At 46.0% G+C, this 23,346-nt stretch carries 25 protein-coding genes and 1 pseudogene; 7 read left to right on the forward strand and 19 right to left on the reverse strand.

What is annotated here, in order from left to right:
• Positions 1–56: 56 nt before the first annotated feature.
• From FC62_RS02145 to murB, 10 genes are all read right to left on the reverse strand, one after another.
• The gene (locus FC62_RS02145; RefSeq protein ID WP_056945994.1) at positions 57–608 is read right to left on the reverse strand and encodes a GNAT family N-acetyltransferase; all 552 of its coding nucleotides are present in this window, start codon (positions 606–608) and stop codon (positions 57–59) included.
• The gene (glmM, locus tag FC62_RS02150; RefSeq protein WP_056945993.1) at positions 601–1,962 is read right to left on the reverse strand and encodes a phosphoglucosamine mutase; all 1,362 of its coding nucleotides are present in this window, start codon (positions 1,960–1,962) and stop codon (positions 601–603) included. The genes FC62_RS02145 and glmM overlap by 8 nt, the downstream gene beginning before the upstream one ends.
• Before the next feature lie 144 nt (positions 1,963–2,106).
• Positions 2,107–2,934: a CdaR family protein gene (locus FC62_RS02155; RefSeq protein ID WP_236693759.1), complete on the reverse strand. Its 828-nt coding sequence runs from the start codon at positions 2,932–2,934 to the stop codon at positions 2,107–2,109.
• Complete coding sequence (gene cdaA, locus FC62_RS02160; protein WP_056945992.1) at positions 2,931–3,773, reverse strand: diadenylate cyclase CdaA; 843 nt, start codon at positions 3,771–3,773, stop codon at positions 2,931–2,933. Before cdaA ends, FC62_RS02155 begins: the two co-directional genes overlap by 4 nt.
• Before the next feature lie 58 nt (positions 3,774–3,831).
• Positions 3,832–4,905: an ABC transporter substrate-binding protein gene (locus tag FC62_RS02165; protein WP_054745976.1), complete on the reverse strand. Its 1,074-nt coding sequence runs from the start codon at positions 4,903–4,905 to the stop codon at positions 3,832–3,834.
• A complete protein-coding gene (locus FC62_RS02170) occupies positions 4,902–5,720 on the reverse strand; it encodes an ABC transporter permease (protein WP_054745974.1) in 819 nt (272 codons plus the stop codon). The genes FC62_RS02165 and FC62_RS02170 overlap by 4 nt, the downstream gene beginning before the upstream one ends.
• Positions 5,720–6,535, reverse strand: coding sequence for an ABC transporter permease (locus FC62_RS02175; RefSeq protein ID WP_056946406.1), 816 nt, complete (start codon positions 6,533–6,535; stop codon positions 5,720–5,722). Before FC62_RS02175 ends, FC62_RS02170 begins: the two co-directional genes overlap by 1 nt.
• Positions 6,528–7,622 carry an ABC transporter ATP-binding protein gene (locus FC62_RS02180; RefSeq protein WP_141322551.1) on the reverse strand — a complete coding sequence of 365 codons (1,095 nt, stop codon included), beginning with the start codon at positions 7,620–7,622 and terminating at the stop codon, positions 6,528–6,530. Before FC62_RS02180 ends, FC62_RS02175 begins: the two co-directional genes overlap by 8 nt.
• Positions 7,623–7,634: 12 nt before the next feature.
• Positions 7,635–9,752, reverse strand: coding sequence for a Na+/H+ antiporter (locus FC62_RS02185; RefSeq protein ID WP_056945991.1), 2,118 nt, complete (start codon positions 9,750–9,752; stop codon positions 7,635–7,637).
• 15 nt (positions 9,753–9,767) lie between these two features.
• Complete coding sequence (gene murB / locus FC62_RS02190) at positions 9,768–10,667, reverse strand: UDP-N-acetylmuramate dehydrogenase (protein WP_056945990.1); 900 nt, start codon at positions 10,665–10,667, stop codon at positions 9,768–9,770.
• Between the two features lie 123 nt (positions 10,668–10,790).
• On the opposite strand from murB, the gene FC62_RS02195 reads away from it, so the two are divergent.
• Positions 10,791–11,552 (forward strand): exodeoxyribonuclease III, encoded by a 762-nt coding sequence (locus FC62_RS02195; protein WP_056945989.1) that lies wholly within the window; start codon positions 10,791–10,793, stop codon positions 11,550–11,552.
• Between the two features lie 2 nt (positions 11,553–11,554).
• Positions 11,555–12,091, forward strand: a complete 537-nt coding sequence (locus FC62_RS02200; protein ID WP_054745966.1) for a 3'-5' exonuclease — start codon at positions 11,555–11,557, stop codon at positions 12,089–12,091.
• A gap of 18 nt (positions 12,092–12,109) precedes the next feature.
• On the opposite strand, the gene tsaE is transcribed toward FC62_RS02200, so the two are convergent.
• The 3 genes from tsaE to FC62_RS02215 all read right to left on the reverse strand — a co-directional run bounded on the left by tsaE (position 12,110) and on the right by FC62_RS02215 (position 14,318).
• Complete coding sequence (gene tsaE / locus FC62_RS02205; RefSeq protein ID WP_054745964.1) at positions 12,110–12,571, reverse strand: tRNA (adenosine(37)-N6)-threonylcarbamoyltransferase complex ATPase subunit type 1 TsaE; 462 nt, start codon at positions 12,569–12,571, stop codon at positions 12,110–12,112.
• A gap of 11 nt (positions 12,572–12,582) precedes the next feature.
• Positions 12,583–13,554 carry a phosphate acetyltransferase gene (gene pta, locus FC62_RS02210; protein ID WP_056945988.1) on the reverse strand — a complete coding sequence of 324 codons (972 nt, stop codon included), beginning with the start codon at positions 13,552–13,554 and terminating at the stop codon, positions 12,583–12,585.
• 62 nt (positions 13,555–13,616) lie between these two features.
• Positions 13,617–14,318 (reverse strand): uracil-DNA glycosylase, encoded by a 702-nt coding sequence (locus tag FC62_RS02215; protein WP_054745962.1) that lies wholly within the window; start codon positions 14,316–14,318, stop codon positions 13,617–13,619.
• Positions 14,319–14,386: 68 nt separating this feature from the next.
• On the opposite strand from FC62_RS02215, the gene FC62_RS02220 reads away from it, so the two are divergent.
• Entirely contained in the window at positions 14,387–15,250 is an 864-nt protein-coding gene (locus tag FC62_RS02220; RefSeq protein ID WP_056945987.1) for a Cof-type HAD-IIB family hydrolase, read from the forward strand.
• A 23-nt stretch (positions 15,251–15,273) separates the two neighbouring features.
• Positions 15,274–15,789, forward strand: a complete 516-nt coding sequence (locus FC62_RS02225) for an LURP-one-related/scramblase family protein (RefSeq protein ID WP_054745960.1) — start codon at positions 15,274–15,276, stop codon at positions 15,787–15,789.
• 6 nt (positions 15,790–15,795) lie between these two features.
• On the opposite strand, the gene FC62_RS02230 is transcribed toward FC62_RS02225, so the two are convergent.
• Positions 15,796–16,353, reverse strand: a complete 558-nt coding sequence (locus FC62_RS02230) for a GNAT family N-acetyltransferase (protein ID WP_056945986.1) — start codon at positions 16,351–16,353, stop codon at positions 15,796–15,798.
• 53 nt (positions 16,354–16,406) lie between these two features.
• Complete coding sequence (locus FC62_RS02235) at positions 16,407–17,279, reverse strand: LysR family transcriptional regulator (RefSeq protein ID WP_054745957.1); 873 nt, start codon at positions 17,277–17,279, stop codon at positions 16,407–16,409.
• A 47-nt stretch (positions 17,280–17,326) separates the two neighbouring features.
• On the opposite strand from FC62_RS02235, the pseudogene FC62_RS02240 reads away from it, so the two are divergent.
• Both FC62_RS02240 and FC62_RS02245 read left to right on the forward strand, forming a co-directional pair.
• A pseudogene (locus FC62_RS02240) lies at positions 17,327–17,911 on the forward strand (malic enzyme-like NAD(P)-binding protein); the annotation flags it as partial.
• A gap of 44 nt (positions 17,912–17,955) precedes the next feature.
• Positions 17,956–18,387 (forward strand): AEC family transporter, encoded by a 432-nt coding sequence (locus tag FC62_RS02245; protein ID WP_054745953.1) that lies wholly within the window; start codon positions 17,956–17,958, stop codon positions 18,385–18,387.
• A gap of 110 nt (positions 18,388–18,497) precedes the next feature.
• On the opposite strand, the gene FC62_RS02250 is transcribed toward FC62_RS02245, so the two are convergent.
• A complete protein-coding gene (locus FC62_RS02250; protein WP_054745952.1) occupies positions 18,498–19,025 on the reverse strand; it encodes a hypothetical protein in 528 nt (175 codons plus the stop codon).
• A gap of 171 nt (positions 19,026–19,196) precedes the next feature.
• On the opposite strand from FC62_RS02250, the gene FC62_RS02255 reads away from it, so the two are divergent.
• On the forward strand, positions 19,197–19,643 hold the full coding sequence (locus tag FC62_RS02255; protein WP_056945984.1) for a GNAT family N-acetyltransferase: 447 nt from the start codon (positions 19,197–19,199) through the stop codon (positions 19,641–19,643).
• Positions 19,644–19,697: 54 nt separating this feature from the next.
• Here the strand turns inward: FC62_RS02255 and smpB are convergent, their stop codons facing one another.
• The 3 genes from smpB to FC62_RS02270 are packed head-to-tail and all read right to left on the reverse strand — an operon-like array spanning position 19,698 to position 23,302.
• Positions 19,698–20,168: an SsrA-binding protein SmpB gene (gene smpB, locus FC62_RS02260; RefSeq protein WP_054745950.1), complete on the reverse strand. Its 471-nt coding sequence runs from the start codon at positions 20,166–20,168 to the stop codon at positions 19,698–19,700.
• Between the two features lie 21 nt (positions 20,169–20,189).
• Entirely contained in the window at positions 20,190–22,526 is a 2,337-nt protein-coding gene (gene rnr / locus FC62_RS02265) for a ribonuclease R (RefSeq protein WP_056945983.1), read from the reverse strand.
• The gene (locus FC62_RS02270; RefSeq protein ID WP_056945982.1) at positions 22,526–23,302 is read right to left on the reverse strand and encodes an alpha/beta hydrolase; all 777 of its coding nucleotides are present in this window, start codon (positions 23,300–23,302) and stop codon (positions 22,526–22,528) included. The genes rnr and FC62_RS02270 overlap by 1 nt, the downstream gene beginning before the upstream one ends.
• Positions 23,303–23,346: the final 44 nt, after the last annotated feature.

Genomic DNA, 23,346 nt, shown 5'->3' on the forward strand with positions numbered 1-23,346 from the left:
TTGCTAGCACCAAAAAAAGTTTCTCATTCTCTGATTAGAGAGTCGAGAAACTTTTTTTATGCGAAAATACTGTAATAATTGACGTCATGATAACCTGACTTAAGGAGAATTTGCTCCCTCAGTGTCGCCTCGAGCGTCATACCGACCCGCTTAGCCACGGCATTGCTGGGCTGGTTTTCAACTGCAGCCACTAACGTAATTTTATGGAGCTTGAGTTGGCCAAAGCCAAACTTAATCAACTTGGCTACACTCTTGGTCATAATTCCCCGTCCCTTTAGGTCCGCACTCAGCCAATATCCAATATCGGCCTGGTGATTGAGGTGTGATATCTCGTTGAAACTTAGGCTGCCAGCCACTTGTCCCTTGTAGAAAATTAAAGTCTCGTAAGCCTCACCTTTCATGGTGGCATTGTAAAATTGCCTGAGCGATAATTCCTGCGCAGCGGGCGAAGTGACGTGCTCGACCCAGGGCAACCATTCCAGTAAGTAGTCTCTTTGCACCTGAATTAGTGTAAAGAGCTCCAGCGCAAATTCCGGTTTTTTTACTCTAAGAATAATATCGTCATCAACAACCAGTTCGAGTGGTAACTCCTCTTGTAAGTTATTCATTAATACCAATCTCGGCCCGGACGACGTCACAAATTCGGTTTACATATTGCTCAACCAACTCTTTGGTTGCTGCCTCGGCCATCACACGCAGCAAAGACTCGGTTCCTGAAGGACGAACTAACACGCGACCTTCACCGTTCATTTCCTTTTCCACCGTGTCAATCACGGCTTGAATCGCCTCATTATTCTCCCAAGCATTCTTATCTGTCACCTTAATGTTGACCAATTTCTGTGGGTAGGTCTTCACGGGTGCAGCTAACTCACTGAGTTTCTTACCAGTTTCTTTCATCACGTAGAGCAGATGTAAACCAGTTAGCATGCCATCACCAGTATTGTGATAATCGAATAAGACGATATGACCGGATTGCTCACCACCGATGTTGTAGCCATCTTTTCTCATCTCTTCGACAACGTAGCGGTCTCCGACCTGTGTCTGGACTGAGTTAAGACCAGCCGCGTCAATAGCCTTATACAGGCCCAGATTACTCATGACGGTTGTCACAATCGTATCTTGTTTCAAACGCCCCTTCTCGCTCATGAACTTACCGAGAATATACATGATTTTGTCACCATCGACAATCGCACCATTCTCATCCACAGCGATACACCGGTCACCGTCACCATCGAAGGCCAACCCAATCTGTACCCCCTTCTCCACCACGGCAGCCTGTAACTGCTCAGGATGGGTTGAGCCCACCTGGTTGTTGATGTTCAAGCCGTTCGGGTGATCAGCAATGGTCTCGAAGTCCGCATCAACGTCCGCAAAGAGCCGGCTCACTAATGAACTAGTAGCACCATTTGCGGCATCAACGACCACTTTAATATCCGCGACGTCATCTGGAATGGTCTGTTCGATAAATTGGAGATATTTCGATGCACCCTCCGGATACTCCTCGACACTACCTAGCCCGTCAGCAGACGGACGCGGCAAAACGTCTTCAGGTGTATCTAATAACGCCTCAATCTTCTCTTCGGTAGCATCTGATAGTTTGTAACCATCTCCACCAAAGAACTTGATTCCATTGTCCTCAACAGGGTTGTGTGAGGCCGAAATCATGATACCAGCATCCGCATCCTGTGCCTTCACCAAGTACGCCACAGCTGGGGTAGAGATCACACCGAGGTTCAAGACCTCAATCCCCACAGAGAGCAATCCCGCAATCAGGGAGTACTCAAGCATCTCACCAGAAATACGTGTATCCCGGGCAACTAATACTTTTGGTCTCCTTGACTGATCTTCTTTTTGCTGCGTGAGGACGTATCCGCCGTCACGCCCAAGTTTAAATGCTAATTCTGGCGTCAGTCCCTCATTTGCGACTCCGCGAACTCCATCAGTACCAAAATATTTTGTCATCGTTAGTTACCTTCCCTAATCGTTTCCTTTTATCTTTACGTTTACTTTTATTTTTGCCGGGTCAATTTTAACCACACCAGTTGGTTTCTTGAGCGTGAACGTGTCTTCATAATCGACACTTTGGTTCGTCAAATCGACTGGTACCTAAATCTCCTCGATCTCTTTTAGATCAGCAGTATGACCGTAAATGCGTACCCGGGCAGTGTCAGTCGTCAACGCGTAGACCTTATCGGACTCGCCATTCTTCTGCGTGAGCTTTACCTTCACAGTCTTTGACGGTAAGACAATTGGGACCGTGACGTGCGTCGTTGCCGGGGTCAAAATAGTATTGAGCTGTCTGCCATCCTGATCAACTGCGACCAGCATCACCTCCTGGTCAATGGTCTGCGTGGCACCCTTAGGTACGCTAATCTTCGCCTCGATATGATCTACTTGTTCGATCTCACTCTTCGGGCCCGTTACAGCGACAACGCTAGGCGCAGCCTTCGCCGTTCCCACTTCGTAGCCGTCTGGCACGCCATCCTTGCTGTAAACAATCTGAATGGGGAAGTTCTTCGACTTCTTGGTCTGAATGGTCGCATCTACCCGCGCCGGTTTAACCGAATATGTAATTTGGTTATTCAGTCCAGAGATTTCGATCGGCACATTGTACTTGCCCGTCTTGAATTTCGATAAATCAATGAAGGCCCGAAAGTTCATTGTATTCACCGTCGACGTGACCAGCGCGCTCGGACCCTCCAACTTGACGGTCACCTTCTCCGGATAACCTGTCACAAAGTATTTCTCAGTATTAGCGCTAACTTGGAGTGTCACTTTGACAGACTGCGTCTTCGTGGCCATTTTGGTAGTTTGTTCCTGGTTCTGTGGCGTCGTCGAAGTTAACTGCGATTGATTGATGTAGATGAAAAGTAATATCGTAAAAATAAGTGCAACAATCCGGTAAATCCAGGGATTATCAAACAGTTTCTTCATTGTTTCGACCCCCATTTCCATAATCGATCAAGAAATGACCGATACCAAGGTTCTTTACCATCTGCCGCCGGGACTAACTGGGCGCGCAAGTACTTCAGGTAATCCTCACGCGAAAGATCAACCATAAATTGACTGTTCTTCGTAATGGTTACCCCACCGGTCTCCTCGGACACCACAATAGTGATGGCGTCCGTCACTTCGGAAATACCGACAGCCGCCCGGTGCCTAGTGCCCAAATTCTTTGGAATCATATTACTATCAGACAATGGTAGGTAAGCCGCAGCAACGGCGATTCGGCCGTCACGAATAATCACGGCACCATCATGGAGCGGTGTGTTCGGAATGAAAATGTTAATCAACAATTCACCGGTAGTCTCCGCATCGATTGTAATACCCGTCTCGATATAATCCTCGAGGCCAGTCTTCTGTTGAATACTGATTAAAGCACCAATCCGGCGTTTCGACATGTACTGGATTGACTTATCGAGCTGCTCCACAAATTGTTCGCTTTGTTCCTTCTCAGAGAAGCTTGCTCCACCAAAAATCGGGGCACGACCAAGCTGTTCAAGGCCGCGGCGAATTTCTGGTTGAAAGATGACAATTACACCAATCACACTCCAGGCCAATATCTGATCGACCAGGTAGGCAAGTGTGTGTAACTGCAAATAACCGCTTGCCAGTCGAATAACGATAATGATGCCGATTCCCTTAACTAACTGTACCGCTTTCGTGCCGCGCACCAACATGATTAAACGATAAATAATATACCAGACAATCAAGATATCTAGCAAATTCATTAAGTTCTGTAGCGTTAAAAGATGAGCCCAATCTTGTAACATATGTATCTCTCCTGTCTATGTAAAATATTATAGCACGTCAAATCATGTCTTCTAGTAACTATCTGACATACATTTTGAATTCAAGGAACAAATCGTTGTAGTCCTGAACTATTTTCGTCCCCAAGTCACGGTAAACTTCAAGTTTTTCCATTGTTTTCTCACTAGGATAGAACTGCTGATCGGAGCTAATGCTCTTTGGTAGGATCTCCTTTGCCCGCTTGACCGGCGTCGCGTAACCCACATATTCCGCATTTTGGGCGGCATTCTTTGGCTCAAGCATAAAGTTGATAAAAGCGTATGCACCAGCCTTATTCTTCACCGTCTTTGGAATCACCATGTTGTCAAACCAAAGGTTACTTCCCTCTGAAGGTACTACGTAGTGCAGGTGCTTGTTTGCAGCGAGCATTTCACTGGCCTCACCTGACCAAGTAACGCCGACCGCGGCTTCGTTTTGAATCATGTACATTTTCAGCTCGTCGGCAACGATGGCCTTCACATTATAACTCAGCTCATTCAATTTGGTTTGAGCCAGTTTCAACTGTACGTGGTTCGTCGAATTCATTGAGTAACCCAAAGAAACGAGCGAGAAGCCCATGATATCTCGCGCGCTATCCACGAGTAGGATCTTGTTTCTTAGTTGACTGTGCCAGAGATCATCCCAATGCTCAATCGTGCCCGGTTTAACCATCTGATCGTTATAGATAATTCCCAGTGTCCCCCAAAAATAAGGAACGGAATAATTATTCTGCGGATCGAAGGAACGATGGAGGAATAAAGGATCGATTTCCTTGAAATTTTTAATTTTACTCTTGTCAATTCCTTCGAGCAGATGAGCTTTTTGAAGTTTCTCAATCATGTATTCGGACGGCACAGCCAAGTCATAACTAGTACCGCCCTGTTTAATCTTCGTGTACATTGCCTCGTTGCTATCAAAGGTCTCATAGGTGACACGATAGCCAGTCTGCCGCTCAAACTTCTTGATTAGCGCAGGATCGAGGTAGTCACCCCAATTGTAGATTGTGACAGACTTAGCGCCACCACCACTCTGCTGCGGATTCAACGCTTTTGTCCAGAAGAACAATCCTAGGCAGACGAGGAGGATGGCTAGTGTAGCAGTCATTAACTTTTTCATCGTACCACCCCAGAAACCGTCGCCCGTTTCTTATCTTTCTTCGACCTATTATGAGTGCTAATTAGGTAATAACCAATTACGAGAATCAAGGCAAAAACGAACATCAAAGCACTGAGTGCGTTGATTTCTAAATTGATTCCCTGACGTGCTCTTGAATAGATTTCAACCGACAGGGTGGAGAACCCGTTACCTGTAACAAAGAATGTTACGGCAAAGTCATCCAGTGAGTACGTGAATGCCATGAAGAAGCCGGATAAAATTCCCGGAGTAATGAATGGCAACAGCACACGACTCAAAACCTGCATGTCACTTGCCCCAAGGTCCTTAGCAACATCAATTAATGCAGAATCCATTTCTTTTAACCGGGGAAGAACCATTAAAACAACAATTGGAATCGAGAATGCGATGTGACTAAACAAGACCGAGCCGAAGCCCAAACCAATCCCGAGTGCGGTGAAGAAGATGAGAAAACTTGCACCGATGATGACATCGGGCGAGACCAAGAGAATGTTATTGAGGGTCAACAGGACATTCTTTTGGCGGCGCGAAACGGTCTGGTTGATGGCAATGGCACCTAGAGTGCCAATGATTGTGGCGATCAGGCTCGATAGCAATGCGATAATCATCGTATTGATGACAATCGTGATCAGCCGGCTATCCGCGAACAGATCCGCATAGTGGCTGAACGTGAATCCTTGATAGTTGCTCATTCGCTCACCAGTAGAGAATGAATAGAAAATCAGGTAGAAAATTGGGAGGTAAAGGACCACCAAGACAACAAATAAGTAGATGCGACCCCACTTGATATTTTTCATTAGAAGTTCACCCTCCTATTTCTCTTTTTCCTGTCGGTAGTGAAGACCATCGTGATAATCATGATAGCAATCAGAATCACGCCGATGGTGGAGCCCATGCCCCAATTCATCGTCGTCAAGAAGTATTCCTCAATTGCGGTACCGAGTGTAATCACCTTGTTACCACCAATCAGCCTAGTTAACATGAAGAGTGAGAGTGACGGGATGAAGACTGCCTGAACCCCTGCTTGGATACCCGGCAGCGTCAGTGGCAACACAACTTTTTTGAAAGTCTGGAACTTCGACGCACCTAAATCCTGACTCGCCCGTAGCAGCGCCGGATCAAGCTCGATGACGGAATTATAGATTGGTAGAATCATGAATGGAATCTCGATGTAAGTCGCCACAAATAAGAAGGCAAAACTTGTGAAGAGCATCCCTTGAGGCGCCACCCCGAAGAAACCCAGGAAACTGTTGACCATGCCATCCCGACCCAGGATACCGATGAATGCGTAAGCCTTCAGCAGAAGATTAATCCACGTTGGGAGAATGATCAGCAGTAACCAGAGTTGCGCGCGTTTTAGTGTGCTTAAGATATACGCAGCAGGATAGCTAATGAGCAGTGCAAATAGTGTAATCAGGAAGGCATACCAGAACGAACTGAGGGTCATCTTTAAGAAGGTCCCGTTAGTGAAGAATGTGACATAATTAGACAACGTCAACTTACCAGCAATGTCGGTAAAGGATTGGTAGGTAATTAGGATAATCGGGAGCACGACAAAAAAGGTGATCCATAAAACGTATGGTGCAAGGAAAAAATATTTTCTCTTATTCATCATCTTCTTCGTACCCCTCCAGTCTCGCATCGAAGTCCTCCTCCGATTCGCCGAAGCGCATGACATGAATATCCTCGGGTTCGAAGAAAAGGCCCACCTCTTTGCCTTCTTCTGTTGGATTAGTAGAGTGAATCAGCCATTCGTTATCGTCTACGTCAACTCCCAGAATTTCGTAGTGATCCCCCAGAAACAGCTGTGTCTCCACCTTCACCACAATCTTACCCTGCTCCACGGTCGTAATGTCTAAATCCTCTGGTCTGAGCACTACTTCAACCCGCTCGTTTGGCCGCATCCCGGCATCGGCACATTCAAAAAGTCGATTAACAAATTCAACCTGGTAATCCGCAATCATCTTACCGGGAACAATGTTCGAGTCTCCGATAAATTCGGCTACGAAGTGGTTGATTGGTTCATCATAGATGTCGACCGGCGTACCACTTTGTAACACCTGACCATCATTTAAAACGAAGATTTCGTCACTCATGGCGAGCGCTTCTTCTTGATCATGGGTCACGAATATAAAGGTAATCCCTAAGCGCTTTTGCAGTTCCCGTAATTCGTATTGCATGTCTTTTCTGAGACGCTTGTCTAAAGCAGATAAGGGCTCGTCCAACAGCAACACTTTAGGCTTCGTGACGATTGCGCGCGCGATTGCCACACGTTGTCTCTGACCGCCACTCAATTCTGCCGGGTCTCGGTCTGAAAAACCCTCAAGGCGAACCATCTTCAGCGCGTCCTTCACGGCAGCGTCGATTTCCGCTTTTGGTAGCTTTCGGACGACCAGCCCGAATGCAATGTTATCGTAGACATCGAGGTGTGGGAAAATACCGTAGTTTTGGAATACCGTGTTAATCTGGCGCTTACTTGCGTCAACGCTCCTGATATCCTTGCCCTCGAACAAGACGGAGCCTGTTGTTGGTTTAGAGAAGCCGCCAATGATCTGCAAAATCGTCGTCTTTCCCGAACCAGACGGACCCAGCAGTGAGTAAATTTTGCCACTCTCTATCTCTAGGTTCACATCTTTTAGTGCCACGAACCCGTCCTCGTACTCTTTGCCAATATTTCTTAATTCAATAATTGGTTCCACAATCATCGTCCTCTATTCAGTAGTATCAACAGTAAGTTGTAGTGCGCTCTCCGCAAAATTAACTTCCTGTCGTAATTTATCTGCTAGCGTCGGCGCCAGCTTACGAGCATCAACCAAGTTGCTGATAGCAGCTCGTTGCGCAGCAAAGGCCACTATTCTCAACTGATAAACTTGGGCATCATAGTTGCTGTTCTGCTCGTGTTCATTCGCCTTCAGTTGGGCGATTTTACGGCGGTAGGCCACCACAAGTCGGTAAACAACCCTTTGATTATACTGATGTTCTTTTTGTTTGTCATCACTTAAAAAATCAGAGAGAAACTTCAATGCATTCTTAGCCATTTCCTTCGATGCAAAGGCCTTCTCCGGATTTTGTTTAGCGCGCAATTTAAACATGCTTTGGAACTGCTTCCTCAATATGCCCCGAGAATGTTTCAGATGATACGACATGCGCTTAAGCCGTTTGACCTCTCGGCCCTGATGCAGGTTGGTCAAGGCATCAAACGCATCGGCTAATTCTTTCCGTAACTCCAGATAAACTTTCTGGGTGATTTGGCCGTTGTACATCAAGTACTCTAGCGTGCTTGCTTCACCACGAAAGCCGACCCGTCTAAGCGTCAACTCATCTTTCAAAAGCACTTGTGCCTGGTCAGATTCCGTGCCAAATTCCTCGTGCATGAGGCTCGCAATGAGCTTCTGGTATTCATCAATCACATCAAGAGCTGCCCGTTGATTCTCATTTTGGCGTCTCTGTTCCTCGACAGCCTGAACCGCACTATTATAGAGGTAGTTCTTAGCTTCCTTTTCTGACATCGAATCCGCCGGCGCGACATTCTCCTCAACCGTTTCATCCAGTGTCTGCTTAAGTTGTAATTTAAACGCACGCTTAGTCAGAATTGGGATGAGCACCACGGCCATGACTAACGAAAGGACAATTACACCAGCAGCGATAAACAGAATTAACGGTCTGTTTGGAAAGGGCTGTTCATTATTTAATAGGGGCGGAATAGAGAGTGCCGCTGCCATCGTGATTGCTCCCCGTACACCGGTTAAACCCGATAATAGGGCATCGGACAGTGTGACCTGTTCCCTTTTACCCTGACTTTTCTGGAAAACAAACTGAACGAAGTTCGAGCCGTAAATCCAAAGCACGCGGATGAGAAACAGGATGAACCAGATAGCAAAGACCAAGGCAACCGCATAACCTGTGTGAATATCTGGATTTTGAATTGCCTGGTTCATGGCTACTGGCAACTCGATCCCAAGAATTAGGAAAATCATGCCATTTAAAATGTAAACGATAATCTCCCAACTTTTATTCGTGACCACCACATACTCGGAGCCGCTCTCCAAGTAATTACGACCGCGTAATGCGGTGAATATACCTGCGACCACTACGGCAATTACGCCGGATGCGTGGAGATATTCGGCAATCAAGTAGATCAGAAAAGGGGTAATGAAGTTAATCACGGCGAGGATTGTTACATCATTGAAACCGCGCCTAATGAGTGAACGCAGTGCATAGCGAATCAACGAAATAGCGATAAAGCCGGTCAATGCACCGACCACACTGATGTAGACGAAGTCGCCTGCCGCTTCGAATAGCGAAAATACGCCAGTCATCGTAGCAGCGACCCCATACTTGAAACCAATCAGGCCACTGGCATCATTGATCAGGCTTTCACCAGCCACCAAGTTCACAATCCACTTTGGTAGCTTGGCCTGACTCGTAATAGAATGAACAGCGACAGGATCCGTTGGGCTCAAAATAGCCGCCAATGCGAAACTAGCAGCATATGGTAGGCTTGGAATTAAGAGGTGGATGATTGCCCCACCAACAAAGGTCGTGAAGAAAACCAACACGATCGAGTTAATGATGATGGGCCGTTTCAAAGACCAGAGATCTTGCTTCGGGAAGGTCCGGCCGTCGTTATAAAGTAATGGTGCAACAAAAAGGAGTAAAAACCAATCGGTTTTTAGCGGAATTGTAATCGAAAAAGTGAGCGCGAGTACTAGTCCTAATCCAATCTGAATTAAACTCGTGGGGATTGCCGAAAAATAGTGGTTGATGACGTTTGAGACAACCACCAAACTAATCAAGAGGACTACCCCTTCTAATAATTGAACCGTCAAATTGGATCACCTGCCTTAAATTTCTTGTCCGATAATTCGAACCTCTGTTTCTAAATTAATATCGTATTTTTCTTTAATTGTGGTTTGGATCAGGTGAATCAAATTCACGTAGTCAGTCGCGGTTGCGTGATCCACATTCACGATAAAGCCGGCATGCTTCATGGATACCTGGGCCCCACCAATTTGCTTGCCCTGAAGGCCCGCTTCAATAATCAGCGGACCAGTGTAATGGCCGGCGGGTCGTTTAAAGACGCTACCACATGATGGATATTCTAGTGGTTGCTTCGCCCGTCTGAGTGCGTTTAGGTGGTCCATCTTCGTTCTAATCGGCTCGCTCTTGGCTGGTTTCAGCTTGAAGATAGCGAATAAGACGACTGCCCCATTCTCTTGGACCAGCGAGTGCCTGTAGCTGAAGTTCATCTCTTCGTTCGTATACGTCTTCAACTCGTCGTCCCGGGTCAAGACGGTGACAGACTCCAAGACGTCCTTAATCTCGCCATCGTAGGCGCCGGCATTCATGTAGACCGCCCCACCTACACTACCGGGAATCCCCGCAGCAAACTCCAAGCCACTTAAACTCTGCCGGTAGGCCGCTTCGCTTGTATTAATAATCCGCGCACCGGCATAAGCCTTGATCCGGTGGTCGCTGAGCGCAATTATCTGGTTCATCTGGTTTAAGAGAATCACTAATCCCTTAATTCCCCCATCCCTGATAATCAAGTTACTAGCATTACCAAGCACAGTGAGTGGTATTTCATTCTCCTTTGTGACCTCAATCAGCCGCTTAATCTGCTCGATTGTCCGCGGAAAAGCGATAAATTCAGCTGGTCCCCCGGTTTTGGTGAACGTAAACCGACTAAGTGGAATGTGCTCTTGAATATTGATTCCTTCTTGCAGTAAGTCTAGTAATTGCAAATGATTTACCCCCGTATTTCAATACGTCTATATTACCAAAAAAAGGATTGGAATTATACTAGCAAGTTTACTAAATGACTGTGTTATACTAGCTTCTAGAAAACCGCTGGAGGCAGTCAAAACATGAAATTTATCTCTTGGAACGTCAACGGATTACGCGCAATCCTGAAAAAGAACTTTACCGAATTTTTTACCGCCACGGATGCGGACTTCTTCGCCATTCAGGAAACCAAGTTACAAGAAGAGCAGGTTGAATTAGAATTACCTGGCTACGAAACCTACTTTAACTTTGCGAAGCGCAAGGGATACTCCGGCACGGCCATCTTCACGAAACACACGCCGCTCTCCGTCAGCTACGGTATCGGCAACGAGATTGGGGATGATGAGGGCCGAGTCATCACACTCGAATACAAAGACTTCTTCTTTGTGACCTGTTACACGCCGAATTCCCAGGACAAGCTTAAGCGCCTGAGTTTTCGGACAGTCTGGGACCGCGACTTCAAGGACTACCTGGTTCACCTGGACGAAAAGAAACCAGTAATTTTCTGTGGTGACCTAAACGTGGCCCACGAACCAATTGACTTGAAGAACAATCAGACCAACCACCACAACGCTGGTTTCTCCGACGAAGAGCGTGCCCAATTCACTGCGCTACTGGATGCCGGCTTCATCGACAGCTTTAGATTGCTCCACCCTACGGAAGTCAAGTATTCTTGGTGGAGCTACCGCTTTAATGCCCGCAAAAACAACGCTGGTTGGCGGATTGACTACTTCGGTCTCAGTAAGGGACTAGCAATCAATGTTAAGGAATCGGATATTCTAGACCAGATTATGGGTTCGGACCACGCACCAATTTTACTTGAAATGAAAGACTTAGAGGTTTAATAATGAACTTTATTGCAATGGATTTCGAAACAGCTAACCGCTCTGCGTCAAGCGCCTGCTCGATAGCTCTTGTCATGGTGCGTGACAACAAGGTGGTTGATGAATACTATTCACTAATCAACCCCGAGGAGCAGTTTGAATACCGAAACGTGCAGGTTCATGGGATCCACCCCGAAGACGTACAGGCCGCACCGAAATTCAACGAAATCTGGCCGAGCTTCAGTCCCCTATTCTCGCCCCATTCACTGGTTGTGGCGCACAATGCCCGGTTTGACATCAGGGTCCTGCAGGCGATGCTTGATAAATATGGTTTGGCCCGGCCAAACTTCCTGGCGCTCGATACACTCAAAACGAGTAGAAAATTCCATCCAGAATTGCCTAATCATAAATTAAACACCATCAGTGCGGCACTTGAAATTGATTTACAGCACCACCACCACGCCCTCTCGGACAGCCTAGCTTGTGCTCAGATTCTGATTCACGACGATGAACATTTCAGTGACGAGCCCATCAAAAAACTAGTTCAACTCATTAACTGAGTTGAACTAGTTTTTTTGTCATAGTTGTTGAAGTAGCTCTTCGTAGCGCTGTCCCGTGGCGCTGACCTTTACAATTCTCCTAGTCGAATCCAAGTCGGTGTCATCGCGCTCAATCGCGATAGTCAAGTATTCCGGCGGGAGCTCCGTTTGCACAAAGTTTGGCCATTCCATGATGACAACACCATCTTCTTGTAGGTATGCCTCGAGGTCTAGACTGGCTGTGTCTCCATCCTCTAGGCGATACATGTCCATGTGAAAAAGCGGTAGTTTGCCTTCACGATACTCACGCACGATGGTGAACGTCGGGCTCTTAACTGGACGTCTGATACCTAGAGCGCGCGCTATTCCCTTCGTCAGGGTGGTTTTGCCTGCACCAAGGTCCCCCTCAAGCAACAAGAGGTCATGGGGCCGCAAGTTATGCCCAATTTGTTCTCCCAACTGCTGCATCGCAGAAGCTGAGTCAATGGTAATTTGTTTCACTTTTGTTCTTCCTAATCTAAGGCTTGTGCCGCCGTTAATATCGCGGTTTTGTAGACATCTTCCTCGTTTGCACCACGTGAAAGGTCCGAGACCGGCTTATTCAACCCTTGTAGAACTGGACCAATGGCCTCGAAGTTACCGAACCGTTGTGCAATTTTGTAGCCAATGTTACCAGATTGTAGTTCAGGGAAGACGAAGACTTTAACATTACCGGCAACCTTTGAATCTGGTGCTTTTTGGGCAGCAACACTTGGTACAAATGAAGCATCAAATTGTAATTCACCGTCAAGTTGCAAGTCTGGTGCTAATTCATGTGCTATCTTCGTTGCCTCGGCGACCTTTTCTACCTCTTCACTCTTAGCAGACCCCTTAGTGGAGAAGCTCAGCAATCCGACAATTGGTTCGATACCAAATAGCTCCGCGCTCTTCGCAGACTGAACGGCAATCTCCGCTAATTCTTGTGCGTTTGGGTTGATGTTAATTGCGCAATCAGCAAAGAGATAGCGCTCATCGCCTCTTTGCATAATGAATGCACCGCTCGTTCTCGTCATGCCCGGCTTGGTCTTGATAATTTGGAGCGCTGGGCGCACGGTGTTCGCCGTCGAGTGCACTGCACCTGACACGAGGCAGTCAGCCTTATCCATGTAGACCAACATTGTGCCAAAGTAGGTTTCGTCACGCAAAATCGTCTCGGCCTGCTCCTTTGTTGCCTTACCTTTTCTCCGTTCCACGAACGCCGCAACCATCGCTTCATAGTCAGCATAGTTATTTGGGTCGATAATCTCACTGCTATTTAAGTCGAAGTTCTTTTCGTCTGCCACCCGTTTGATCTCCGTCGGATCACCGAGCAGTACTGGCCGTAATAACTCATCTTGCGCCAATCTCACAGCAGCGCCCAACACGCGCGTGTCTGTCGCCTCCGGGAAAACTACACTGAGGTTCTTACCCTTGATTTTATTAGTCAAACTTACAAATAAATTCATTGACTTGCTCTCCTTAGTCATAATTTAATCTTACTATATCATTTATTGGAATCGCTTGCAGGTTAATTTTTACGCTCATCTAACGCAGTAACTTTCGCTGGTAATTGCCAGTCAATGGGCGTGACACCCCATGATTTGAGAAACTCATTTGTCTTACTAAAGGGCCGTGTACCAAAGAAACCGCGGCTCGCCGACAGCGGACTAGGATGAACCGAACGTAAAATAAAATTTCGGGTCTGGTCGATTAACGGGATCTTCTTCTGCGCATAACTACCCCAGAGGATGAAGACCACGTGGCCGCGGGCACTGAGTGCGCCAATCGCGGCGTCCGTAACTTGCTCCCACCCCTTGCCAGCATGACCGTTAGCATGCCCGGCGGGTACGGTCAAAACGGCATTCAACAGCAACACACCCTGTTTGGCCCAGTCCGCCAGGTAGCCGTGTTGAACCGGCTTAAACTGGACATCCGTCATCAACTCTTTATAAATATTTCGCAGTGATGGCGGAATTGGTGCGCCCGGTAGCACTGAGAAACTCAGTCCATGTGCTTGACCGGGGTTATGATATGGGTCTTGACCAAGAATAACCACCTTGACGTCGGCAAAATCGGTTAACTGAAAGGCGGTAAAGATATGGTGCATCTCCGGATAAATTATTTTCGTCCGGTACTCTTGTTTCAAAAAGTCATGTAGTTGGCGGTAGCGAGGACTATCAAATACCGGCCCCAGGATTTCGTCCCAATGATTATGAATTAAGTTTTTCATTTTCCATTTCCTTTGCTGAATGCGTTTTATGGTAAGATGATAGTAGTTAAGAATTGGAGGGTTTACACTTGATCAAACTGATTGCGTCCGACATGGACGGTACACTTTTGAACGATAAAATGCAAATTTCGCCGGGGAACGTCGCAGCCATCAAGCAAGCACAAGCACAAGGAGTCGAGTTTCTCGTGGCCACCGGTCGTGAGCTGAAAGAAGCAGAACCGTTGGTGGAGGCCGCCGGTTTACACACTGGCTACATCACGCTGAATGGCGCGCGCGTCTTCAACACCGCCGGTGAGCTCAGTGTCGACCTCCCAATCGCTGACGAAACAGCGGCCAAGTGGGTCCACGATCTAAAGGATGCAGACTACTACTTCGAGCTAGTAACTGGTAAAGGCGTCTATTCTGACGACCGGGTACGGCGAATTCAAAACGTCGCCGACCTGTTGGTTGACCTTAACCCGGACACCAACTTCAAAACGGGAATGATTCTGGCCGCAGCTAGACTAGAAATAATCAACATCAACTATGTTGACAACTATCAGAATCTGCTGGACGATCCGACAACAGATATCTATAAGATTATTGTATTTAGTAGTCGTGGTCAATCGGCTTTTAGCGGAATTCGAGACGAGATTGCAGCTAGCAACGAGTTAATCGTCACTTCATCAAGTGAGAACAACATTGAAATCAATAATATTAAAGCACAAAAAGGTCTGGCTTTGGTCGATTACGCGGCGGAACGCGGCATCAAAAGAGAAGAGATCATGGCAATCGGCGATAACCTAAACGATGAGTCGATGATTAGGATGGCTGGCACAGGCGTAGCTATGGGAAACGCCATCGACTACATCAAAAAGATTGCAGACGATGTCACCACTGTCAACACAGATGATGGCGTAGGCGCATCTATTCTGAAGCACATCTTAGAATAACAGTGTAACTGAGGTGTTTTAAAATGAAGTACTTTTTACCTTTAGATGACCAAGCAAACCCTGGGCGTATTCCTGTGTTAGACGCGAATAACAAGGCGCATTACATGGTGCTTGGCAACATGAATCAGCTGAATAGTACAATCTTCTTAAACGACCTCAATCGAAGTGAGGTTGCACGAATTACCAACACTGCAAAACGACTAGCAGAGTCCTACCTTCTTATTGTCTTAAACCAGGTACCGATTCGCATTAGACAAGTTAAGTTCAGTAATACACGCCTATACTACCTGCCAGAACTCAATTACTGGATTATTGGCAACAAGAAGCGCGACGAATACACTTTTAGGAAAGGACGCCACAAGGTTGCTCAGGCGCTCATTTTAGTCACGAACCTTGGTCCCACGCTACAAATAAATATCTTTGACGACAAGCATGAGCCGGAAATCATCCTCACAAGCATGATTTTCAACCAGCCGAGTTTCGTCGAGCAGTTGCTGGTACGCAAAAAGGCTGGTATGAACTACCAACCCACTTTTTAATTTATTTTATTTAACCATGTGGTCGTAGAGGTGCTCACCAATCGTCATCTGATCAATGGTTTCAAATCCCTTTTTGACATACAAGTGCTTTGCCCCAGGATTAGTCTGATCAACATTCAGGCTAATTTTTTTGTAGCCATTTTGTGCGGCGAGATCAGGCATGGCGTCTAGCAATTGTCCACCGATACCGTGCCCCTGAAACTGAGGTGCGACCGCGAGGGAGTCAATGTACCACTCCCCCGGCCGGGCTTCTCGATCCGTGAAAATTTTAGTCTCTCTTGGTAGGCCAACCTCAGAATAGTATTGCTCTAAGGGCGCATCAATCAGTGGCTCATCCTCAGCGCGATAACTAGTAATCATGCCTGCAACTTCACCGTCTCGCTCACTAACCAGTGTGCGACCAAGGGAATATCTATAGCCAGGCGTATGCCAGCCCTCCTCTAAGAGATGGTAGAAGGCACTGTCGTCAATTGCGGCGATGCTCTTCAGCTCCATTTCATCAAAAATCTGTTGCAGAATTGGAAAAATTGCTGGAAAATCCTGTTCAGTTGCTGTTCTAATCATCTTTAACCTCTACCTTCATCTAATATTGCTCATTTACTACTCACCGTGAAATTTCAAACCGGACGCGCTAACACGTTTATTAGCTGCTCAATCAACGGATTAACTTGCGGATGGTACGCCAGCACGATATTGAATAACGGTTGATCGTCATCCAAAATATCAATGGCATGCAAGTCCCGCTCACCACTGATCGCCATCTCGCTAAGAAAGCCGATACCCACATTCTCATGCACCATGCCCTTTAAGACATTGATGTCGGGCGTCGTATAGACAATCTTGGGCTGAAAACCGTTTTTCTCCGTGAGCTCCCGCAAGGCCGCGGGATGGACAAACCCTTCCTTCAACGCAATGAAGTTCTCACTTTTTAGTTCGCTGAACTTAATAGCAGTAACATCTTTTAAGCGATGATCCTTACTCACAATGATTTTGAAACGCGTCTTCGCTAAAGTAACTGTCGCAATTTCTGGTATGCTAATTGGTTCAATCGCGCCAAGAATTGCCACGTCTAAATTACCCTCCTGCAGCTGCTTCGTCAAGGTGGCTGATCCCGCCTCCACCGTCTCGAGGTGTGACATTAGATTCTCCTGCAGCAGTTTCTGCGCCAATTGGGGGAAGTAATAGTTACCGATAATCGGCGGCAAGCCAAATCTGACCTTCTGCGCAGACAAAGCCTTCAAGTCGGACTTTACCGTGTGTAGTTCCGTCAGAATCTTCTGGGCATGCGCCAAGAATTCGTTACCTGCAAGTGTGAGATTCACTTGATGGTGCGACTGATCACGCACAAATAATTGCACTTGTAACTCATCCTCAAGGCGCTTAACCATGTACGTAATCGTCGGCTGGCTCACCGAGAAATGTTGTGCAGTCTTTGTGTAATTGCGATCATTAGCTAACTGAACGAAGTATTCCAGATCTCGAAAATTCATTTAATCTCCTCATTGCATCCTGCTCATATAAATATATTTTATCATAGCTAACCACCTTAGAAGCTGCTGTGCAGGCAATTCACCCAACCATCTTGGTTGGTACTTCAACACAACCTGGCACGTTCACTGAGATTATTGTCAAAGAGATGGCGGCCCACACTGCACGGCCAATCATCTTCCCACTATCCAACCCAACTAAATTAGCCGAAGCTAAAGCAGAGGACTTACTCACTTGGACCGCTAGTAAAGCACTCGTAGCTACGGGTATTCCAGCTAATGATGTCACTTTAAATGGCGTTACTTATCAGATTGGTCAAGCTAACAACGCGTTGGTTTATCCGGGTCTTGGTCTAGGAACGCTGGCAGCAAAAGCTACGCTTCTGAATGATGCAATGATTTCAAAGGCTGCACACTCACTTGGTGGTATCGTGGACGCAACGAAGCCTGGTGCAGCTGTTCTACCTCCTGTGACACGGCTTGCAGAGTTCTCCCAGACTGTCGCACAGGCTGTGGCACAAAGTGCACTTGATCAGGGTATCTCACAGGCAGATAGCAAGGACGCAGCACAACTAGTTGCTGATCTGAAATGGGAACCAGAGTACGAGGAGTTACCAAAGAATCTATTGGATTAATTCTGTTTCATTATTTTAGCAAAAAAGGTTAAGGGGACTTTATTATGACTGCATTTCTAACATCACTTGCGAGTGTGGCTGAGATTATCATCGTCATCGCACTCGGATTTTACCTACGTTCTAAAGGTAAGTTTGACGATCATTTCAAGGGAAGCATTTCATTCTTGATTATGAACATTGCTTTACCAGCATCAATCTTCGTCTCTGTGTCAAAGTATTTGACACGGGACAAGTTGATTGAGCTTTCAGGCGGCATTCTCTATGCCGTGATTAGTGGTAGCATCGGTAATCAATTACCAACACTTGAATCTAGTACATTGATTATTCAATCAGCTGCTCCTGGACTAGCCGTGTTACCAATTCTGGCCGGTAAAGCACACGGTGATGTTAAATACGCCACCAACGTTGTGACCACAAGTACGGTATTGTTCGTCATCGTTGTGCCAATTCTCATAGCTTTAATTCAATTCATCTAGTATCAAATAACAGACAAACAAGATTACCACACAAACACACAGTATTACTTGTAATCTAAATAACATAGATAAAATAGGTCTTTCACCAAATTTTGGGTGAAGGACCTATTTTATTTTGGCGGGGCTAGTAGTTGCGCGGTATTCTCAGCTACGGCTAAGATCCGATAAATGTCTAGCGCCACTTCGGCAACAGGTTGTTGTAAATCCTGGTCAATGTAGCGAATTATCTGTCTGACGACGTAATCGGCAATCAAATTGAGACTGACTTCAGTCAATTCGGTTTCCCGGTAGAATGATTTCAAATTACGCTGAACCAATGGTTCGAGGACGTCATTGAAAAATAAACGTTTAGTTTGATGATAGAAATTAATATACAGGTGCCGCTCTGAGCTCATTAATTGAATTAACTGGCGGTAGCGGACGTCAAGCTTGGTTTCACGCGTGTTGCTTAGAATCCGTTCAACCTGATATGAAATAACAAACTGATACAATTCAGTCATACTACTGTAGCTACGATAGAAGGTAGAACGGGATATTTGAATGCCCGCACAAAAGTTACCCACAGTATAGTTCTCAACTAAATGGTGTCCTAAGTCCTGCTGGAGCACCGCATAAATTTCACTTATTCTTGTTTTCATCTGACTAATTTTCTATTTTGAGATATATTCATTGTGGCAGAGTAATCTAGCTTAAGCAATCACAAATCAATGCTACTAGTAATAAATACGCCGATTTGCATCGAAACCATCTAAGTGTTTAAATAAAAATATTATTTTCTACTTTAAACATTTGGAATGGAGTAGCAACACATGAACATTACCTGGCACATCAAGCCCTTTAATAAGCTGAGCACAATGGAACTCTTCGGCCTAGTTCGTTTGCGCATCGCCGTTTTCGTCACCGAACAGCAAATTACAGAACCAGAGTTAGACGATCAAGATTTGGAATCTTACCACGTCTTTGGTACTGATGAAACTGGCCGTGTTGTCGGCGTTGCCCGCTTCTTCTTCGAAGACTCTAAGTTACTGGTTGGGCGTGTCGCCGTCGATCAGAGCCTCCGCCATGCGCACATTGGGAGTCGGATGCTCATCGCAATTGAAGACTATGTGCGTGAACACAATCTGGCCGAGACCATCTACCTGCATGCGCAGCTATACATCAAGGACTTCTATCTCTCACTGGGTTACGAGCCAATTGGTGACATCTTCTTGGAAGCTGACATCAAGCACATCATGATGGCGAAAAAACTTAATTAAATCTCTAGTTATAAAAAAATGTTGGTCCCGACTCACAAATCGAACCAACATTTTTTAGTATTTAATTTTAGTAATTCTCTGCAGTTCACGTTCTTGATCACGCCGCTTTATCGTCTCACGCTTATCATAGTTTTTCTTACCACGACCTAGTCCTATCAAGACTTTTGCAAAACCGCGTTTCAGATAGACCTTCAACGGGACAATGGCCATGCCCTTCTCCTGTTGATATTCGTCCAAACGTGCTATTTCGCGCTTGTGCAGCAACAATCTTCTATTCCTGATTGGATCATGGTTGAACTGGTTGCCCTGCGCATACTCGCTGATATGGACGTTCTCGAGCCATGCCTGACCATTACGAATCCGCACGTACCCATCCTTCAAAGTTATCCGGCGTGCACGAACAGATTTTATCTCAGTCCCAGTCAACTCAATCCCAGCCTCAATCGTATCTTCAATCAGATAATCATGATTAGCTTTTCTGTTCTGAGCGACCACATTATCCGCAGCTTTAGCTTTTTGTTTCAAGGTAATCACCTCGATTATCTATTATTTGTGACCGTTATTACTTTCGTGTCTTCTGTTAGAGCGGTTTTGTCCCCGATTTTGTCTGCGAGGGCCATTGCCGTCCTTACCATTTGCACGATTATTATTCACCTGCGCACCACCTCTTGGTCGGCTAAAACCGGTTGGCTTTGGCTTTGCTGGCGCATTTGGGTCATATAACTCGAAGTCAATCTGCTTCTGGTTCAAATCTGCGTTAATCAGCGTCACCTTGATTGGCATCCCAATTTTGAATACCTTGTGCGTATTTTTACCGGTCATCGTCATCTGCTTCTCGTCAAATTGGTAGTAATCATCAGTCAAATTCGAGATATGGATGAGACCCTCAACAGTATTTGGCAGTGCGATGAACATACCGAAGCTAGTTACGGAACTCACAGTTGCGTTAAAGTGTTGGCCAACCTTATCCATCATGAATTCGGTCTTCTTCAAGACATCAACTTCACGTTCGGTATCGATTGAACGACGTTCCTGCTTAGAAACTTGGTCGGCAATGTCTTCAAGACGGACATTGAAATGCTGCTTAATTTCCTCAGTTTCACCCTTCTCACTGTAATCATGAATCATGCGATGCACAGTCAAATCAGCATAACGCCGAATTGGTGAGGTAAAGTGCGTGTAATCAACAGCAGCTAGGCCAAAGTGTCCCAGTGCATCTGGAGCGTATTTTGCCTGCTTCAAACTCCGCAAGAGTACAGTCGAGACAACAGCCTCTTCTGGTGTGCCTTCAACCGCAGTCACAACTCTTTGAAGATCGAGCGGCTTAACATCTGCTGGATCAGCCTTGATGTTCAAACCAAAAGCACCGATGAAGTCGAAGAAGTTCTTGATTCTCTCTTCGTCAGGTGTTTCATGCACCCGATAGAGGAATGGAACGTGTTCCTTTCTGTAGTGCTCAGCAACTGTTTCGTTGGCCATCAACATGAATGATTCAATCATTCTTTCAGCAATGCCACGTTGTCTGAGTTCAATATCAGTTGGGTGACCATTCTCATCCACGATGATTTTAGCTTCATTTTCTTCAAAATCAATGGCTCCGCGAGCATGGCGCTTTTGGTAGAGCGCTTCGTGCAGCTTACCCATTTCTTCAAGCATTGGGCGTAATTCTTCGTACTTAGGTTCCAACACCTCTGTGTTTTCAGGGTCCAAGACCTTGTTTACACTGTTATAAGTCAAGCGAGCATGTGACTTGATCACACTCTGGAAAATGTCGTAACTAACACGTTCACCACTTGGCGTGATTTCCATGTCACAGCTGAGTGTGAGACGTTCGACATCAGGATTCAACGAACAGATGCCGTTTGATAGTCTAAATGGCAACATTGGAATAACTCGGTCTACCAAGTAGGTTGAGTTACTGCGTTCAAAAGCCTCTTGATCAAGAGGTGAGCCTTCAGTCACGTAATGACTAACATCGGCAATATGTACACCTAAATGGTAGTTACCATTTGGCAATTTCCACAGAGTAACTGCATCATCAAAGTCTTTCGAGTCGTCGCCATCGATTGTGACCGTAACTTCCTCAGTCAGGTCGCGTCTTGCAGCTTTTTCTTCAGGCAAAACGTGGTCAGGAATGGCTTCACTCTGTTCCAATGCCTCAGGATCAAATTCTGTTTTGATATCGTGGTCGTAAACGACTGACATGATATCGACACCTGGATCATTCTTGTTACCAATTGTGAATAGTGCGACACCGAGCATTCTGGTTGGGAAAACCGCAGAAGGATATTGAGTGATATCAACCTTTACCATATCGCCCATTTGGGGGTGAATACCGTCTTCTGAGATGAAGACTGAATAGTTCTTCAACTTCTTGTTGTGGCTCTTCACATAGCCGTAATAGCCAGTTTTTTTGACCATCACGTCACTGTAAGGCATAAACTCGCCCACTAGACTTGTCACCTTGTGCTCGAGCACCTCGGTCACGATACCCTCAGGTCCGCGGCCGTTCCAAGGATTCGCACCCTTGATTATTTTGACTGTCACAGTGTCGCCATCCAATGCGAAAAGTGTATTACCTTTCGCAACAAAGATATCCTGCTCGTCCTCTTCTTCAAGATGGATGAAGCCGAAGCCCTTGTCATTTGCTCTGAATGAGCCCTCTAGAAGTTGGTCTTCTTGCGCCAACTTAAATTGACCGTGTTTATCCGACACGATTTTCTTCTCATTTTCGAGGAATGTCAGGGTCTTCACGACCTCACTGAAGTCGAGCGAATGGTCGAAGTTGACCATTTTTTCAATTTCATCTACCTTGAAAAGTTTGCCAGGACTCTGGCGAAATATTTCAAGGGTATTAGCTATAGCTTGTTCGTTTTGCGTCATTAAATCACCTCGTGATAATTGTTCTCTATAAATTTCAATACGTCATTTGTTAAGTCTTTTTTAGCAGTATTTGTCGTAATAACATGGCTCGCATTCTCGTACCATTTAAAGGTCACGTTCTCGCAATTAACCAGTGCATCACGTAATTTGTACGCGCCATTCTGGTCGACGATCTCGTCTTCCCCACCCTGACCAATAAAAATTGGTTGGTTAATGGTTGCGAGTTTTGCCTGCACCAAGGCGCTAAATTCGTTAATCTGCTCAATTTGATTATTCAGGTGTTCGTCGATGTAGTCAAGTTCATTTTGCTTGTCCGCACCTGTTAGCTCATTATTGAGGTTCAAGACATACTGCGCATATTTCTTGAATCCTGCAGGCAATGTTCGTCCAGTCTTCTCCGTATTCATGAATATTGGTGAGCTGAAAACTCCACCACCAAGCAACTCCTGATCACGTTCCAGGAGATCCATGGCGAAAATACCGCCGAGTGAGAGTCCGAAGACATAGAGATTGTTGCCGAAATCTTTTTTCAGCTCGGCCACTCTATCCGTCACCTGCTTCTGCCAAGCAGCAATAGATCCCTGCGTCAAGATATCAGTTGGATTGAGCGTACCATGCCCAGCAAAATTGAAGGACGTCACAAAGTAACCTGCACGATTGAGCGCACCAGCTAGAAGTCGCACATCTGCAGTACTTCCAGAGTAGGCGTGCAACAATAATATTGCAGGTTTGCCTCCAGTTAATTCAAAGTTTTCAGGCATTTTAAAGTGACTCACTTTCACCCTCCACAAGAAAAAAAGCCTCCACGTTAAACAAGGAG

Origin of the sequence: Amylolactobacillus amylotrophicus DSM 20534 (assembly GCF_001434555.1) — a bacterium.
Classification (GTDB): domain Bacteria; phylum Bacillota; class Bacilli; order Lactobacillales; family Lactobacillaceae; genus Amylolactobacillus; species Amylolactobacillus amylophilus.

Coding starts and splice junctions, on each gene's coding strand:
- FC62_RS02145 (WP_056945994.1), bottom strand. CDS start 608: ATGAATAACTTACAAGAGGAGTTACCACTCGAACTGGTTGTTGATGAC.
- glmM (WP_056945993.1), bottom strand. CDS start 1,962: ATGACAAAATATTTTGGTACTGATGGAGTTCGCGGAGTCGCAAATGAG.
- FC62_RS02155 (WP_236693759.1), bottom strand. CDS start 2,934: ATGAAGAAACTGTTTGATAATCCCTGGATTTACCGGATTGTTGCACTT.
- cdaA (WP_056945992.1), bottom strand. CDS start 3,773: ATGTTACAAGATTGGGCTCATCTTTTAACGCTACAGAACTTAATGAAT.
- FC62_RS02165 (WP_054745976.1), bottom strand. CDS start 4,905: ATGAAAAAGTTAATGACTGCTACACTAGCCATCCTCCTCGTCTGCCTA.
- FC62_RS02170 (WP_054745974.1), bottom strand. CDS start 5,720: ATGAAAAATATCAAGTGGGGTCGCATCTACTTATTTGTTGTCTTGGTG.
- FC62_RS02175 (WP_056946406.1), bottom strand. CDS start 6,535: ATGAATAAGAGAAAATATTTTTTCCTTGCACCATACGTTTTATGGATC.
- FC62_RS02195 (WP_056945989.1), top strand. CDS start 10,791: ATGAAATTTATCTCTTGGAACGTCAACGGATTACGCGCAATCCTGAAA.
- FC62_RS02200 (WP_054745966.1), top strand. CDS start 11,555: ATGAACTTTATTGCAATGGATTTCGAAACAGCTAACCGCTCTGCGTCA.
- pta (WP_056945988.1), bottom strand. CDS start 13,554: ATGAATTTATTTGTAAGTTTGACTAATAAAATCAAGGGTAAGAACCTC.
- FC62_RS02215 (WP_054745962.1), bottom strand. CDS start 14,318: ATGAAAAACTTAATTCATAATCATTGGGACGAAATCCTGGGGCCGGTA.
- FC62_RS02225 (WP_054745960.1), top strand. CDS start 15,274: ATGAAGTACTTTTTACCTTTAGATGACCAAGCAAACCCTGGGCGTATT.
- FC62_RS02230 (WP_056945986.1), bottom strand. CDS start 16,353: ATGATTAGAACAGCAACTGAACAGGATTTTCCAGCAATTTTTCCAATT.
- FC62_RS02235 (WP_054745957.1), bottom strand. CDS start 17,279: ATGAATTTTCGAGATCTGGAATACTTCGTTCAGTTAGCTAATGATCGC.
- FC62_RS02245 (WP_054745953.1), top strand. CDS start 17,956: ATGACTGCATTTCTAACATCACTTGCGAGTGTGGCTGAGATTATCATC.
- FC62_RS02250 (WP_054745952.1), bottom strand. CDS start 19,025: ATGAAAACAAGAATAAGTGAAATTTATGCGGTGCTCCAGCAGGACTTA.
- FC62_RS02255 (WP_056945984.1), top strand. CDS start 19,197: ATGAACATTACCTGGCACATCAAGCCCTTTAATAAGCTGAGCACAATG.
- rnr (WP_056945983.1), bottom strand. CDS start 22,526: ATGACGCAAAACGAACAAGCTATAGCTAATACCCTTGAAATATTTCGC.